The following is a 15,098-nucleotide window of genomic DNA, read 5'->3' as shown; positions in this document are numbered from 1 at the left end:
GCATGCACGATCTATACAATTTTGTGAGTGGCCCATTGGCCTGGCTGGCATTTATCCTTTTCATCGGTGGCTGTCTTTATCGCCTCATCAGCTTAATGATATTGGTTCACCGCAAAGAAAAATTCATCTATTCCTACATGAGTTTGAAATACAGCCTGCGCTCCATTTTTCGTTGGAGCACGCCCTTTGCCACTGAAAATATGAGAAGGCATCCGGCGCTGACAATCGTGGCCTTTGCGTTTCACATCTGCCTAATACTGACGCCGCTTTTTTTACTGGCCCATGTCACCCTGGTCGAAGAATCCTGGAACCTCAGCTGGTGGACGCTGCCCGAGGGGTGGGCTGAGATAATGACGCTGATTGTGATTGTTTCCTGTGTGTTCTTTTTGGTGCGGCGTTTGGTGAATCCGGAAGTTAAGTATGTGACATCGGCGTCCGATTACATCCTTCTGGCAATTGTGGCCGCACCGTTTGTTACCGGTATTTTGGTCTATTATCAGTGGTTCGGGTATGAAACACTTCTGATTCTGCACATTCTTTCAGGCGAAATCATGCTGGTGGCCATTCCGTTTACGCGTTTGAGCCATATGCTGTTTGCACCGTTGACCCGGGCGTATATGGGGTCGGAATTTGGCGCCATAAGGCACGCTAGAGATTGGTAGGTTGCATAATGTAAAAGCTTGCCCACAGGGCTTACGGAGCATACAGAGAAAAAAATTAAGGCTCACAAACGATTTAAACCTTTGCTCTGCGATCTCTGTGGTAAAAACAAATACTATAGAACCAGATTGAGAGGACAATGCTCATGGCTGAAGCAGCGATAACAGAAGAAAAGAAGATCGTCGATGAAGGACTGGAGGTTGGTGTCCAGAATCTGACTGAGGAGCGGATAGAAAAAGTCATCAACCGCGTTTTAAAAGGGGAATCCGGCGCACGCCTCAAGGCCTATGTGGAAACCTGTGTCCACTGTGGCCTGTGCTCTGAAGCCTGCCACTATTACCTTTCACATGACAAAGATCCACAATTTTCGCCAGTCGGAAAAGTAAAGCAAACCCTGTGGGAAATGCTTAAGACCAGAGGGCAGGTCAGCGCTGAATTTATCAAACGCGCATCTGAGATTGCCTCAACCCAATGCAATGCCTGTAAACGCTGCGCCATGTATTGCCCGTTTGGCATCGACATCGCCTACATGATGTTGACCGTCAGACGCATCTGCCACCTGCTCGGCGTGACACCGCTCTATATTCAAGACACCGCCCACAGCCATGCCGCTACGATGAATCAGATGTGGGTAAAAGATGATGAATGGATTGATACACTGCAGTGGCAGGAGGAAGAAGCCCAGGCCGAAATTCCTACCTTACGGATTCCATTGGAAAAAGAGGGGGCTGATATTATGTATTCGGTCATCGGGCCTGAGCCCAAATTTCAGGCGCAGCTGCTTTACCAGGCGGCGGTCATCATGGATGTGGCCGGGGTAGACTGGACCATGCCGGCTACACCGGGCTGGGATAACAGCGATATGGCTATGTATACCGGTGACAATGAGATCATGGGGCGGGTGAAGCGGGCCCATTTTGAAACTGCCGCCCGTTTGCGCGTTAACCGGATTGTGATGGGCGAATGCGGCCATGCCTTTCGTTCGGTCTACGATATGGGCAATCGCTGGCTGGGTTGGCGCATGCCGCCCATACCCATCGTTCATGCCATCGATTTTTACTATGAATTGATCAAAGACCAAAAAATAACCATTGCTAAAAAATTTCAAGAGCCTGTAACCCTGCATGATCCGTGTAACGTGATTCGAGGCGGCGGTCTGGCAGATAAGGCCCGTTATGTCGTCAATGCCATTTGCGAAGAGCTGATCGAAATGCATCCCAACCGGGAACACAATTACTGCTGCTGTGCCGGTGGTGGGGTCATCAATTGCGGGCCGCCATACAAGATGACACGCATGGACGGCAATCGCATCAAAGCCGAGCAGCTATTTGCAGCCAAGTCCAGAGGCGCCAAAATATTGATAGCGCCCTGTCACAACTGCCACAGCGGCCTCGAGGATATCAATCATCATTATGGGCTCGGCTATGAGATAAAGTTTATCAGTGATATTTTATATGATGTGATGGAGAAACCGTCATAAGGTTCAGGGTTCAGAGGTTCAGGGTTCAAAGGTTCTGAGGCTCAGGATTGTTAACCCAGAACCCTGAACGCAGAACCTGTGAACCTGCAAGTTGGAAGGAGTTAGTATAATGAAAAAAGGCGTACTTTTAGTAATGGCACTCCTCTTTGTTGGCGTATTTCTGATGCCGGCATTTTCACAGGAAGATATGGAAGTGGTCGAAGATGAGGGTTTCTCAAAAAGACAACGACCTCCGGCAGTTTTTCGGCATGATGACCACAACGAAAAAGCGGCTCTGGAGGATTGCAGCGAATGCCATCATGTTTATGAAGACGGCCAAAAATTGGAAGATGAGTCCTCGGAAGATCAAAGCTGTTCCGAATGCCATGATGAGAAGGGCTCAGGCGATATGCCCGGTTTGCGCAAGGCATTTCATACAAATTGCAAAGGCTGTCACCTTGAACAAAAAAAGGGACCAGTGATGTGCGGTTCATGCCATATTCGCAATTAGTTATAGGTTATTCGTTATTGGTGAATTATCTGAAAGAAAATCGAAAGGCACGATCCAATTCTGATAACAAATAACCAGTAACAATTAACTCAGATTTGAGCAGTATTTGCTCAAATCTGTCGAAGGAGAAGGCTATGCCGAAGAAAATTTTAATCATTGACGATGACCCGGCTGTCGTCAGATATTTAAAGGCGGTGTTTAGCGATAACGGTTATGCCACCTGCAGTGCTTCCAGCAGCATGGAAGGGCTGGAGGTGGTCAAAACCGAAAAGCCGGACCTGATCTGTCTGGATTTGCAAATGCCCGGCGAATGGGGCCCCCGCTTTTACCGCAAGCTTCGCAAAAACAAGGAACTGAAGAACACGCCGGTGATTGTGGTCAGCGGAATCGATGGCGATCATGCGGTTAAGGACGCCGTTGCATTTGTGAAGAAGCCCTTTGACCCGGAAAAATTGGTCGGAATCGTTAAAAATACGATCGGCTAAGTCCCGTTTCAAATGGCCAACCTGGTAACGTGAGCGAAATGAATAAGAAACTATTAATCGTCGATGACGAAGAAGGCATCCGCAAGGTCCTCAGTATCGCTCTAACCGACAGCGGTTATACGGTTTTTACCGCCCAGGACGGAGAAGAAGCCCTTGATATCTTCCGCCGCGAAGCACCGCCGATTGTGCTCACCGACATTAAAATGCCTGGCATGGATGGCATCGAGCTGTTGCGCACCCTCAAGCAGGAAAGTCCCGACACTGAAGTGATTATGATCACCGGCCACGGAGACATGGATCTGGCCATTAAAAGCCTCAAGTATCAAGCCATCGATTTTGTCACCAAACCGATTAACGATGATGTGCTCGAAATTGCCTTAAACCGGGCACTTGAAAAAATCCGCATGCGGCAGCAGTTGCGGGAATATACTGAAAATCTTGAATCGCTGGTACGCGAAAAATCCGCTAAACTGGTTGAAATCGAACGGCAGGTTGCCGTCGGGCAGGCCGTCGAAGGGCTGTCTTCTGCCATGCGCGATATGGCCGTGGATCTGGAAGGCGGTCTGACCTATTTTAACGAAATGCCCTGCTTTGTCTCCATTCACAGCCCGGCGCTGAAGGTGGTCGCGGTCAATCCTTTATATCGAGACCGCCTGGGAGATAAGGTCGGCTGTAAAAGCTGGGAGATCTATTCAGGAAAAACGGGCACCCGCGAAAATTGCCCGGCCGGCCAGACGTATACCAGCGGCAAAGGGCTGCGGACCCGGGCCGTTGTCAAAACCGTGGGCGGTGAAAAAGCGCCGGTGATGGTCAACACCGCACCGATTCGCAATCAGGACGGTGACGTCGAGCTGGTTGTGGAGATATCGGCCGATATAACGGAAGTTAAACGCCTGCAGGAAGAATTGGATCGCAGCCGTCAGCGCTATCAGCAACTTTTTGATGAAGTGCCCTGTTACATCTCGGTGCAGGATCGCCAATTTCGGCTGACGGCAGCCAATCGACGTTTCAAAGAAGATTTTGATGTTGAACAAGGTGCTTTTTGCCATGAGGTCTACAAACATCGGGCCGAACCCTGTCCGAACTGCCCGGTGGTTAAAACTTTTGAAGATGGCCGGTCTCATCAATCGGAGATGGTGGTCACGGCCAAATCCGGTGAGCGCTACAATGTTTTGATCTGGACAGCCCCTTTGTGCAACGCCAACGGCGAGGTCACCCACGTCATGGAAATGTCCACTAACATCACCCAGATTCGCAAACTGCAGGATCATCTGTCTTCTTTGGGATTGAAGATCAGCTCCATATCGCACGGAATCAAAGGCTTGCTGACAGGTTTGGACGGCGGTATCTATCTGGTGGATTCCGGATTTGCCAAGGACAAACCGGAACGCGTGCAGGCAGGTTGGGCGGATGTTAAAACGGTTGTAGATCGTATTCGCAAACTGGTTCATAACATCCTCTTCTTTGCCAAAGAAAGAGAGCTCAAACGGTCACCTATCGATGGCCTCAACTTTGCCGAAGATGTGGCTGCAACAGTAGAAGCAAAAATTAGGGCAAAAGGCTTCGATTTTATCCGCGACTTCGACGAAACGGTCGGCACACTCAATATCGATGCCGGCGTTGTGCGACTGGCGTTAATCAATATACTGGAAAATGCGCTGGACGCCTGCCTTGAAGATCAAGCCGACAAAAAGCATCGAATTGTTTTCCGAGTTCAGCAGAATGCTCGGCAGGTCATTTTTGAAATTCAGGACAATGGCATTGGAATGAATCAGGAGACCTATGAAAATTTGTTTACCCTGTTCTTTTCCTCCAAAGGGAACCAAGGAACAGGGTTGGGACTATTTATTGCAGATAAGGTTATCGATCAACACGGCGGAAAGATAAACGTAGAATCGAAACCCGGGCATGGCTCGGCATTTAAGGTTTCGATTCCGAGGATGGCAGAGACCTCTGCGAAACCCAAGGAGAGAAATGAATGAAACTTATCGACATTGCACCTTTAGAAAAATGGCTTGAACTGGAACAAAAAATTAATGCACAATCCGGCTTGAATGCTTCGGTTTTTGACGTGGAAGGCATACGCATTACCGAATTTAAGCGCTGGGCCAACAAGCTCTGCCCGCTGATCAAGGCCGATGAGAAGGGGCAAAACTATATCTGTGCGGTTGCACATCAAAATATCGCTGCTCAAGCAGAGCGAACCCGACAACCGGTCATCTCAGAATGCGATGCCGGTCTGATGAAACTGGTGGTTCCCATTTTTTTTGGAGATAAATTTTTGGGAGTTGCCGGTGGTTGCGGCTATATATTGGGAGACGGTGAGGTTGATTCGTTTATGGTGAACAAAACCGTCGGTATCGACCGTGAGAAGCTAAAAGATCTGTCTGCCGAAGTTCCGATGATGACGATGGAACAAGCCGTGGCGCACACTCGGTTTATCCAGGATGAAGTGGATCAAATCATAAAGATCCACGAAAAAGTGGGATAAGACCTGGTGATTGATTAACGCTTTAGGAGAGTATGAAAACCGTCTTTTGCAAGATCCGGCGAGGGGGTTTTGCATCTTGACTTTTACTTCACCATGCACATATTCTCAATGTTGCATTTCATAGATTTCCATTAATTCGTAGAAGTTCAAATCAACTTGTATCTCATCAATCCAATCAAGTCATTTTACCTGAACTTGTGAAAGGAGGGAACCATGTCCGTTGCCAAAGTAACCGAAATTTCTGCCACTTCTTCCAAAAGCTTTGATGATGCCCTAAAAGCCGGTGTCAAACGTGCCAACAAGACCCTAAAAAATGTTAAGAGCGTATGGATAAAGGATCAACAGGCGGATATTAAAAATGGCAAGATAACTCAATATAAGGTGCTATTGAAAGTTACGTTTGTACTTACCAATTAGCTTGGATCAATGCGGCTGGGTTTCTTAAGAACTAAACAACCGAATGAAACCCGGTACTGGATGCATCTCTGTTGGACAAAAACGGGGAGTTCGATCATATTCGTGAAGAAAATGATGATCGTCTCCCCGTTTTTTTAAGGCTTAGATGGAACCTACCGTCTTTTTCTTTTGGTTGTCTTTCTCTTTGCGGTGGTTTTCTTTCTGGCCTTTGCTTTTTTCTTGGCAGCCGGTTTTCTCTTGGCAGCCTTTTTCTTTCTGGCTGTCTTTCTTTTAGCAGCTGGTTTTCTCTTGGCAGCCTTTTTCTTTCTGGCTGTCTTTCTTTTTGCAGCCGGTTTTCTTTTAGCAGCCGTTTTCTTTCTAGCTGTCTTTCTTTTAGCCGTGGTTTTCTTTCTGGCTTTTGCTTTTTTCTTTGTCGGTTTTCTTTTAGCGGCTGTCTTTTTTCTGGCGGTCTTTTTCTTTGCAGCCGTCTTTCTCTTAGCGGCAGTTCTTTTTCTGGCAGCCGGTTTTCTTTTTGCAGCAGTTTTTTTCCTGGCCGTTGTTTTTCTCTTTGCGGCCGTTTTTTTTCGGGCAACAGTTTTTTTCTTTTTTGCTTTTTTCTTTGCGACTGGCATGGCAATCTCCTTCCAAAGATTGATTGTTGGGCAGATGTGGCTGCCTATTCGAGAAGATGACTATAATTTAGAACAGAGCTATATTGTAGTCCAACTATTATAATATACAATATATAGTAGGTCAACGCTTTTTTAGAGGATTCTTAAAGGGCTGACTGCTTAAATTGAAAAGCATCCTGTGTTTTAGTGGGCGAAACGAATGATTTTAAATTTCACTAGTCCGTATCTTGGGTGACCTTTAGGATTTAAGTTACAAAGGTGAGTTCAGCTTTTTGAGTCTGTTAGTGACCCTAGGTGTTTGTTATCAGCCAGCGCACCAGAAAACTTAGCATGAAGGCCGCCAATAAACCCCCGCACCAAAGTGCCGCAAACCACAACCATTGTCTTTTTTTCTCAGTAGGCGCTTTCATGTTTATATGTTACTTTTCCCCGGAAGATGTAATAACAGTCACCAGCGTAAGCCAAAATCAGCAGCAGAACAACGGCTGTGCCGACCAGCAATAGAGACTGGGATTCGGGTGCGGCGGAGGGTGGCGCATTAGACTTTCGGGTATTTATCGAACAAGGACATCAAAAAATAAAGAAACAGGACACTGCCTGGAAATACAAGCGCTGCGATCGCCCAATCCTTCCAGGTCGTCGGTTTTACATCCTTTCGGGTGATCAACGATTCGTCGATGTGCTCCCGATTTTTGCGGACAAAATCCTGCGCATAATGCGGCATGACCTGGTCGGACATATAGCGTTTAAAATCCTGCTCAATTTTATCGTTGGATACCGACCAGCCTTCTGCAGACTTATGGAAAAGATCATATTCGGTGCGGCCGGTTTTCAGCGAGATGTTGTAAAGGGTATTTTCCCTGACTTTAGACTCGGCCAGGTTGTCTTTTTGGAATTTGCGGTAGCAGCTCCAGTACAGATAAGTCACGAGCAATAGCGCGCAGATCCCTGCGATAAGATGGATTCCGGGTGTGGTCTCCCATGTCGCAACACGGTCGTCTGATATTTGTGCTGCCTGCAGTCTGGAAAGTGCATTGGGATTATCAGGTCTATCGGATGAGCTGAAGAATTGAAAAGCCGTCATGCCCAGCATTAACATCAACGCCAAACAGTAAAATTTAATCAAGATTTTATTCATTCGAGCACGCTTTCTCGCAATGACCGGGTAAATACAAATGTGGCCCGTCACAGAGCGTTTTCTGCAATTCTATAAGAAATTGTTCAGCATATTGATTCATCCATCCCTGGAATTTTAGTTTTCCGAGGATGAATCATCTTGTTTCAATTTTTGTTCTTCAGATTATGCTGGTCATCATCCTGCATTTTGTCAACTTTTGATTTCATTTTAGCGCTATTGATGCAGTTGAGATAAAAAACGGCAGGGCGCGGTGCATGGTTTGCATTTGTGGCTCAGACATGCACTGCCCCCTGCTTAAAAAGGAAGGGAAGCTATTTTCTAAATATCACCATCTCAGGACGTTGCTTTATCGGATGCCATTTTGAGACCCTCGACAAGCTCCAGTATATAAGTATCTTCCACACAGCGGGGATCGTATTGATGATCCCAGCACTCCACCATGATGTCATAGTGAATGCCAAAGGCCCTAAAGCTGACCTCAACGATACCGTGCACGCGGGTGATGGACGTCTCATGATACCCCAGTTCCGGAGGCTCGGCTGTTTCCGTATCGGGTACAATTGAAGCTTTGGCTTTGCCGCTGACCGCCACGTCATCGGCAAAACAGGTCATCAACGCGGTGCGATCATTTTGAGCGGCGGCATCAAAAAAACAGCGCACCGGTGGCGATAATTCTTGCAGCTGACTGTCCTTGCTGAAATCATTAAAATTGTCACCGTTGGCAGTCAAAGCAGTAATCAATAGTAAAATGTTCAACGTGGCAATATAGTTAAACTTCATTTTTTTTACTTCCTTTTTATCTGTTTTGGTCGGGTCGCTGCCGGCTACCATTTTAGCTTATGCATACCGCAAGTTCACTTTACTGATCTTACCGTCCTTGAATTCAAATGTGTAATGAGCCTTGAATCCATGGCTATGCCCTTGCGGTGCAAACCTGATCAGCAGTTTCAGAGCATTTTTTTCCTTCGTCACAATTTGCAATATGGTGTAGTGCCCACTAGAGACCTCATTTTGGGCCCAGCGGCTAATGGCCTCAATGTCCTCAATCTTGCGGCTGACATCTATGATGACTGCCCCATCCTGAAAACAAGGGCGCATGGCTTTCAGATCGCTTTTGCTGGCGGCATTAAAATATCACCGGGCCGGCGCGGCGATGTATTCAGGGGCAATTTCATATGTGGTTTTTGCAAAAATGCTACCCACCAATGGTAAAATCATAAAGAAAGCAAGTAAAAACCTTTTCATAATGGTTTCCCCATCGACAATCTTCATGCGGTGATCCTGAAAAAGACGCCCACAAACCATTTCATATCGTTGAGCGTCTTCGGATTGAACCGGGACATGTGATGGTTTCACATAAGATCTATAATAAATAAAGCCTTTTTTAGGCAAATCCGACCAGGGCCTTTGTGGTGTAATGACATTTTGATTTCCGGTATTAATATATCTATTCTAACAAACCTTATGCTGAATTGGAGTGAGTGCGGTGTTCTACAGAGAGCTTAACAAAATTATTAACTCGATGACAAATTGGATTACAATAACGACCTTACGCAAGTTTCTGACGGTCCTCCTTATTTCATCGATTGCGTCGCTTGTGTTTGCCGTCGAGCCGTTATCAGACCTTGAAAAGCGAAGGGTGATTGAAAAACTATATCTCGATTATCAGATTAGTTTTCCTGAAGTGACGGATGTCGAACCCAATACTGCCGCTCGGTTTGCCAGAGAAAGAAGAGTTATCTTTATCGACACACGCAAACCGGAAGAGCAGCGGATATCAATGCTTCCCGGCGCGATAACGTCCGAAGTTTTTCTGAAAAATCCTGAAAAATACAGGGATCACCTCAAAATTGCCTATTGCACCATTGCTTACCGCAGCGGCATATTTGCCCAGCAGCTCGCGCCAAAAGGATTTACCATTATAAATCTGCGCGGGGGTATTCTTGCTTGGGTTCATGCCGGCGGGTGGTTATATGATCAAAATGAGAGGACCGACCGTATCCACGTTTACGGTCGCAAGTGGGATTTGGCGCCTGATTCGTATAAGACTATTTGGTGAAATGTGAAATTCGCAAGCGCACCTTCAAATGACGATTGGACTAACCCAGCATTGATTGCCAGTATATGAAGGGAGACAGCATATGGATGTTAAAGCTTATGCCGCCAAAGAAGCTTCTGCACCGCTGCAGCCGTTTGAATATAAGCTCGGTGAAATCGGAGCTGAATAGGTCGACATCAAGGTAAGCCACTGCGGTATCTGTCACAGTGACCTGAGCATGATCAACAACGAATGGGAAATTGCCGAATATCCGCTGGTGCCCGGGTATGAGATTGTTGGTGAAATTTCAGCCATCGGCCCAGGCGTATCGCACCTGGCCAAAGGTCAGACGGTGGGGTTGGGCTGGTTTGCACAGTCCTGCATGCTGTGCTCCCAGTGCATGTCCGGAAACCATAATCTGTGCGCCAACGCCCAGGCAACGATAGTGAGCCGACACGGCGGTTTTGCGGACCGTGTGCGCGCACACATGGGCTGGGTGATTCCGCTGCCCGACGGCGTAAAAGCCGCCAGCGCCGGTCCGCTTTTCTGTGGCGGTATTACAGTATTCAATCCCCTCGTTCAAAACAACATCCGTCCCACAGATCGGGTCGGCGTGGTGGGTATCGGCGGCCTGGGGCACATGGCCCTGCAATTTCTGCGAGCCTGGGGATGCGAAGTAACCGCTTTCTCCACCAGCGCTGAAAAGGAGAAAGCGGCACGGCAGCTGGGCGCCCATCATTATGTGAGCACCCGCGACACAGGTGCGCTGGAAAACCTCGCCGGACATTTCGACATGATCTTGGTAACCGTCAATATTGCGCTGCCCTGGGATGCTTACCTCAACGCCTTGAGTCCCAAAGGCAAACTGCATCTTGTCGGCGCGGTCCCGTCGGTTGAGATAACGACCGTGCCTTTGATTATCGGGCAAAAATCCTTTGGCGGATCGCCTCTGGGAAGCCCGGCCACCATCAACGAAATGTTGGCGTTTGCCGCCCGCCATAGCATCGAACCGATGATAGAAACCTTTGAGATGTCCAAAGTCAACGACGCATTAGAAAGGTTGCGGACAGGTAAACCGCGCTACCGGATTGTGCTCGAGAACGATTTTTAATTGACGTCTACCCGTTTTGGGACATATGGTTGCGCGCAGCAGAAGTGTATTTAGCTGTTTAAATTGGATAAACATTGCACAGATCCTGGTGAGACTGGTGGGTGCTAATAGGATTTACTGCCATTGAAGCTCGGCGCAATCACCTGATTCTGGACTGCCATTGCCGTTCATAAGCCAATCGAAAGAGGTTTTCTTGCCCGCAACGCCTTTACGCTATTTTACGGGTTTATCGTCCTTTGAAATACTGGCCATGTTTCGCCGCGGCCTTTTTTATGCGTATCTTTCCATCTACCTGCGCCATCACCTTGGGCTCAGCGTTACTGAAACCACCCTGTTTGCCACGCTGCCGATGGTGGTCAATGTGCTGGCCCAGACCCTGGTTTGGGGCCGCCTCTCCGACCGTCTCCAGATGCGCCGCACCCTGATTATCGTTGGTGAAGTACTAGCGGCTTGCGGGACGGTTGCCGTCTGGTATGTGCATCGGCAATTTTCCGCCCCCAGTGTTGCCGGTTATGCGATTATCTTGGGATTGACCATTATTGAAATTTTCTGGTCGATGTCCAACATCAGTTGGAGCGCTCTGGTTTCAGACATTTATGATGAACAGCAGCGTAGCCGCATTCAGGGGTGGCTTGCCAGCCTGGGGGGTGTCGGACGTGTGATCGGTGTCTGGATCGGCGGGTTGCTCTATGACGGTTTGGGACTAAAAGTCGAAGGCTGGGGATTTTATGAAGGCCCGCTTTTTTTTGTGGCCGCCGGCGCCATGCTGATCTCCACTTTACCGCTCTTTTTTCTGCCGGAGGGAGGCGTTAAGATCGATCCTGCAGCAAGCACTGCAAAAGATCACAGCGCTAAATTGACATCGACTTCTGCTGTTTACCTGGTTTTTCTGGCCGGGATGGTATTTATCAATTTCGGCCGCAACTCGATTGCCATCATTTTCACGCAGTACCTTACGCTGGATACGGGCCTGGATCTCGACAGCCGTACCCTGTCTTATATTGTGAACACCCAATCACTGGCCATTGTTGCCCTGGGATGGACCGTCGGCTGGCTCTGTCGTCGGACCAGCAATGGCAGCGCACTGCTGATCGGCACCTTGGCTGCCGTTGCCGGGCTTTGTATGCTCACATTTTCAACCTCCCTGCCCATGATTTATGTGGCATGCTTTTTACGCGGGGTCGGGGATGCGATAATTATGGCGGCTGCTTATACTTTTGCATCTGTTTTGATACCGCCTCAGATGCGCGGACGTCTGTTCGCCTGGTTCAACGGCACGTTTTTTCTCAGCTTTGGTGTGGCGGGCACATTGATTGCCGGCCCCATCGTGGACGGGTTGATTTCCGCCGGCTATGCTGAGCCCTGGGCCTATCGCTTTTCATTTGCTGCCGCTGGCGGTCTGACCGTCATCGGCCTGTTGATTCAGGCAGGATTGTTATGGTCTCTTAAAAGGTGAAAATACACTATTCTCGCCCCTGACGGTGTAAAGGCAAAATAAGACCATATACATGCTTTGCTTATATCAATGCGTAATGCTCAGTGCCCGTTTCCCCAGACGGCTTGTTTGCGGTAAGCTTAATTTTCAATCAAAGCATGGTGTTTTAAATCTTCGAGCGATACATGGCGCAGCACTGCTTCATGGGTTGCCTCCATGATCACCGGTGGCGCAACGCCAGCTTCCAAGGCTTCTTTCCAGCGCAGCGCACACAAACACCAGCGGTCCCCCGGTTTCAGACCAGGAAAGCTGGATCCAGGGATGGGGCTGCTCAGATCATTGCCTCTTGATTTTGTATACTCCAAAAAACGATCTGTCACCTGCGCGCAGACGACATGCGATCCTGAATCCTGGGGCCCTGTCTCGCAAGTGCCCGTGCGCAAGTAGCCCGTTATCGGGTCAACAGAGCACAACTGAAGCTTTTGGCCCAGCACGTTTTTATCGTCACTCATATTCGCCTCCAATTAAAATTTAGGTGTAATATAATACAGCCGTCGACAAATAAAAGAGCGAAAGAGTTAATCAGGATGCAGCTGTTGCAGTAACGCAATTAAAGCCAACCAATCGGATAATTTGACGCCTGAAATTCGGAATGCATCCGTGGAAATATTGCATTTGATATTTATTGCGATTGGTGGTCTAACTGGAAACGCTAAACCTCATTTCCTTTCTAGGTAGACGTAAATGAAAAAAATGTTCACTACTTTGGTGCTCATATTGCTTGCATGGCCGATTATGGCCAGCGCTACAAACATGCAAGCAGAAATTGAGTATCTGATAAATAGGATTCAGAATTCTAACTGTGCCTTTATCAGAAATGGCAAGGCACATAGTGCTGAAGAAGCAATCGAGCATATCTTAAAAAAATATGATCATTTCAAGGCCAAAATTAAAACCACCGAAGATTTCATCGATTACTGTGCCTCAAAGAGTATGTTGAGTGGTATGTCCTACCAAATAAGCTGCTCGGATAAAGATGTGGTCGAAAGCAAAGATTGGTTCTCAGAGGAGTTAAAGCGCTTCAGAAATAAATAAGCATGGCAGATAGAGATCGGGACGCCATTGATATAGGCTAGAGTCTAATTAGGCGCCCCGATTTAAAACCTTAATGATCATGGCCTGTATCATCTGCTTTGGTAGGATGAACGGTTCCCTCCGGATGCTCCGGTGGTGAGTAAATGGAATACAGCTTCATCGCCTCGTTGTCAGAGGTGTTGATCACATTATGCTCCACACCGGCAGGAATTACAACTGCCCAGTCATCCTCAACCTCGTATTCTTTTCCATCCAGAATAACTTTGCCCCGACCGGATTCAAAGCGAATGAATTGATCGAGATCATGAACCTCCGCTCCAATGTCTTCGCCGGGCAGCAGATTCATCACCACCAGTTGGCTGTTCTGAGCGGTGTGCAGTACCTTGCGAAAGTTTTTATTCTCCAACGTCGCTTTTTCGATATTAATAACAAATCCAAACATTTAAGTTTCCTCCTAATTTACAAGTTTATTTCATCGGTGACCAAGAACGTTGTATGTTAAGACCGCTTTCTTGATGTGCAAATAAAACCACAAAAAAAGGCGGTCCCCGACAGGACGACCGCCCCTGCAAACTAAGTTGATTTTCAGCTTATGCGATCTCATTTAATTCATTGGGCTGATTGAAACCAGTAATTTTGAGCAGATTTTAGAAGCCACATTTACCCATAAAGTCTTTGCGGTTATGATCGTAAAAAACCGTTTGGGATCGCTGGACTTGATGCTCTGAGTGCATTAATTTGGAAACAATAGGATATGTTTAACGAAAACCAAAAATTTTTAAATATCGCTGACTGGTAATTGAATGAACAGTTGGTCTATTAAGGAGAATTCAAAATGCGCTACCTTATCTTATCAATCCTTCTTTTACTTTTCTCTACTGCTGCGCTGGGTGCCTCCGGCGCTCCGGTGACGTATCAGATCAATGGTCAACCCTACGAGGGCTATTACATCAGCCCCTCGAAACAGGCCCCGTTTGTTCTGCTCATTCACGACTGGGATGGCTTGACGGACTATGAAATCAAAAGAGCCCATATGCTGGCAGATCTGGGCTATGCTGTTTTTGCTCTGGATTTGTTTGGTGCCGGCGTGCGACCCACCGAAGTCAAAGACAAGCGGCAGCATACGGGTGAGCTGTATCAAGACAGAGCAAAAATGCGGGCTCTGATGCAGGGTGCTCTGGATACAGCAAAGAAAAAAGGGGCGAACATCGACAATGGCGCTGCTTTTGGCTATTGTTTCGGTGGCGCGGCGGTATTGGAACTGGCGCGATCCGGCGCAAATCTAAAGGGCTTTGCCGCTTTTCATGGCGGTTTACAAACACCGCCAGGGCAAAATTACACCCAGGCCCGGGGAAAGATATTGATTATGCATGGTACTGCAGATAAGCTCATCACCATGGACCAATTTGCCAATCTGGCTAAAGAGCTGGAATCGGCCGGTGTTGCCCACGAAATGATCACCTATGGCGGTGCGCGACATGCGTTTACGGTTTTTGGGAGTGACCGATATCAAGAGGCAGCGGATAAAAAATCCTGGGAGCGCTTTACGAAGTTCCTTGCAGCCACGCTGAAAAATGGAAATTAATTTCCGCGCACACGCCTTAAACTATTTAGGCAAACCAACTCCGAACAAAAGGGGGAGATAAA

19 protein-coding genes are annotated in these 15,098 nt (G+C 47.7%); 13 read left to right on the top strand and 6 right to left on the bottom strand.

Annotated elements, in window-relative coordinates; genetic code table 11:
* Nucleotides 1–2: 2 nt before the first annotated feature.
* The 8 genes from QNJ26_13000 to QNJ26_12965 all read left to right on the top strand — a co-directional run bounded on the left by QNJ26_13000 (nucleotide 3) and on the right by QNJ26_12965 (nucleotide 6,694).
* Nucleotides 3–662 carry a nitrate reductase gene (locus QNJ26_13000; protein MDJ0986453.1) on the top strand — a complete coding sequence of 220 codons (660 nt, stop codon included), beginning with the start codon at nucleotides 3–5 and terminating at the stop codon, nucleotides 660–662.
* Nucleotides 663–805: 143 nt separating this feature from the next.
* Nucleotides 806–2,140 carry a (Fe-S)-binding protein gene (locus tag QNJ26_12995; protein ID MDJ0986452.1) on the top strand — a complete coding sequence of 445 codons (1,335 nt, stop codon included), beginning with the start codon at nucleotides 806–808 and terminating at the stop codon, nucleotides 2,138–2,140.
* A gap of 109 nt (nucleotides 2,141–2,249) precedes the next feature.
* Nucleotides 2,250–2,630: a cytochrome c3 family protein gene (locus QNJ26_12990; GenBank protein ID MDJ0986451.1), complete on the top strand. Its 381-nt coding sequence runs from the start codon at nucleotides 2,250–2,252 to the stop codon at nucleotides 2,628–2,630.
* A gap of 134 nt (nucleotides 2,631–2,764) precedes the next feature.
* The gene (locus QNJ26_12985; GenBank protein ID MDJ0986450.1) at nucleotides 2,765–3,115 is read left to right on the top strand and encodes a response regulator; all 351 of its coding nucleotides are present in this window, start codon (nucleotides 2,765–2,767) and stop codon (nucleotides 3,113–3,115) included.
* A 38-nt stretch (nucleotides 3,116–3,153) separates the two neighbouring features.
* Complete coding sequence (locus tag QNJ26_12980) at nucleotides 3,154–5,097, top strand: response regulator (protein MDJ0986449.1); 1,944 nt, start codon at nucleotides 3,154–3,156, stop codon at nucleotides 5,095–5,097.
* The gene (locus QNJ26_12975; GenBank protein ID MDJ0986448.1) at nucleotides 5,094–5,606 is read left to right on the top strand and encodes a PocR ligand-binding domain-containing protein; all 513 of its coding nucleotides are present in this window, start codon (nucleotides 5,094–5,096) and stop codon (nucleotides 5,604–5,606) included. Before QNJ26_12980 ends, QNJ26_12975 begins: the two co-directional genes overlap by 4 nt.
* A gap of 213 nt (nucleotides 5,607–5,819) precedes the next feature.
* Nucleotides 5,820–6,023 (top strand): dodecin family protein, encoded by a 204-nt coding sequence (locus QNJ26_12970; GenBank protein MDJ0986447.1) that lies wholly within the window; start codon nucleotides 5,820–5,822, stop codon nucleotides 6,021–6,023.
* A gap of 71 nt (nucleotides 6,024–6,094) precedes the next feature.
* Nucleotides 6,095–6,694 carry a hypothetical protein gene (locus QNJ26_12965; GenBank protein MDJ0986446.1) on the top strand — a complete coding sequence of 200 codons (600 nt, stop codon included), beginning with the start codon at nucleotides 6,095–6,097 and terminating at the stop codon, nucleotides 6,692–6,694.
* Nucleotides 6,695–7,172: 478 nt separating this feature from the next.
* Here the strand turns inward: QNJ26_12965 and QNJ26_12960 are convergent, their stop codons facing one another.
* The 4 genes from QNJ26_12960 to QNJ26_12945 form a co-directional block, all read right to left on the bottom strand.
* Nucleotides 7,173–7,772: a hypothetical protein gene (locus tag QNJ26_12960; GenBank protein ID MDJ0986445.1), complete on the bottom strand. Its 600-nt coding sequence runs from the start codon at nucleotides 7,770–7,772 to the stop codon at nucleotides 7,173–7,175.
* Between the two features lie 333 nt (nucleotides 7,773–8,105).
* The gene (locus QNJ26_12955) at nucleotides 8,106–8,552 is read right to left on the bottom strand and encodes a hypothetical protein (protein ID MDJ0986444.1); all 447 of its coding nucleotides are present in this window, start codon (nucleotides 8,550–8,552) and stop codon (nucleotides 8,106–8,108) included.
* A 57-nt stretch (nucleotides 8,553–8,609) separates the two neighbouring features.
* Nucleotides 8,610–8,870, bottom strand: a complete 261-nt coding sequence (locus tag QNJ26_12950; protein ID MDJ0986443.1) for a hypothetical protein — start codon at nucleotides 8,868–8,870, stop codon at nucleotides 8,610–8,612.
* A 36-nt stretch (nucleotides 8,871–8,906) separates the two neighbouring features.
* A complete protein-coding gene (locus QNJ26_12945; protein ID MDJ0986442.1) occupies nucleotides 8,907–9,044 on the bottom strand; it encodes a hypothetical protein in 138 nt (45 codons plus the stop codon).
* 367 nt (nucleotides 9,045–9,411) lie between these two features.
* Between QNJ26_12945 and QNJ26_12940 the strand changes: the two genes are divergently transcribed.
* The 3 genes from QNJ26_12940 (at nucleotide 9,412) to QNJ26_12930 (ending at nucleotide 12,377) form a co-directional block, all read left to right on the top strand.
* A complete protein-coding gene (locus tag QNJ26_12940; GenBank protein MDJ0986441.1) occupies nucleotides 9,412–9,831 on the top strand; it encodes a rhodanese-like domain-containing protein in 420 nt (139 codons plus the stop codon).
* 175 nt (nucleotides 9,832–10,006) lie between these two features.
* A complete protein-coding gene (locus tag QNJ26_12935; GenBank protein MDJ0986440.1) occupies nucleotides 10,007–10,921 on the top strand; it encodes an NAD(P)-dependent alcohol dehydrogenase in 915 nt (304 codons plus the stop codon).
* A 193-nt stretch (nucleotides 10,922–11,114) separates the two neighbouring features.
* On the top strand, nucleotides 11,115–12,377 hold the full coding sequence (locus tag QNJ26_12930) for an MFS transporter (GenBank protein ID MDJ0986439.1): 1,263 nt from the start codon (nucleotides 11,115–11,117) through the stop codon (nucleotides 12,375–12,377).
* Between the two features lie 119 nt (nucleotides 12,378–12,496).
* Here QNJ26_12930 and QNJ26_12925 read toward each other — a convergent pair whose 3' ends face one another.
* Nucleotides 12,497–12,868: a DUF2237 domain-containing protein gene (locus QNJ26_12925; protein ID MDJ0986438.1), complete on the bottom strand. Its 372-nt coding sequence runs from the start codon at nucleotides 12,866–12,868 to the stop codon at nucleotides 12,497–12,499.
* Nucleotides 12,869–13,100: 232 nt separating this feature from the next.
* Here QNJ26_12925 and QNJ26_12920 point away from each other — a divergent pair, with 232 nt between their 5' ends.
* Entirely contained in the window at nucleotides 13,101–13,451 is a 351-nt protein-coding gene (locus tag QNJ26_12920) for a DUF5329 domain-containing protein (GenBank protein ID MDJ0986437.1), read from the top strand.
* Between the two features lie 70 nt (nucleotides 13,452–13,521).
* Here QNJ26_12920 and QNJ26_12915 read toward each other — a convergent pair whose 3' ends face one another.
* Nucleotides 13,522–13,893: a cupin domain-containing protein gene (locus QNJ26_12915; protein MDJ0986436.1), complete on the bottom strand. Its 372-nt coding sequence runs from the start codon at nucleotides 13,891–13,893 to the stop codon at nucleotides 13,522–13,524.
* 393 nt (nucleotides 13,894–14,286) lie between these two features.
* On the opposite strand from QNJ26_12915, the gene QNJ26_12910 reads away from it, so the two are divergent.
* On the top strand, nucleotides 14,287–15,036 hold the full coding sequence (locus QNJ26_12910; GenBank protein ID MDJ0986435.1) for a dienelactone hydrolase family protein: 750 nt from the start codon (nucleotides 14,287–14,289) through the stop codon (nucleotides 15,034–15,036).
* Nucleotides 15,037–15,098 lie beyond the last annotated feature (62 nt).

This window comes from Desulfobacterales bacterium, assembly GCA_030066985.1.
Classification (GTDB): domain Bacteria; phylum Desulfobacterota; class Desulfobacteria; order Desulfobacterales; family JAHEIW01; genus JAHEIW01.
This window is presented reverse-complemented; position numbering and strand designations above follow the sequence as displayed.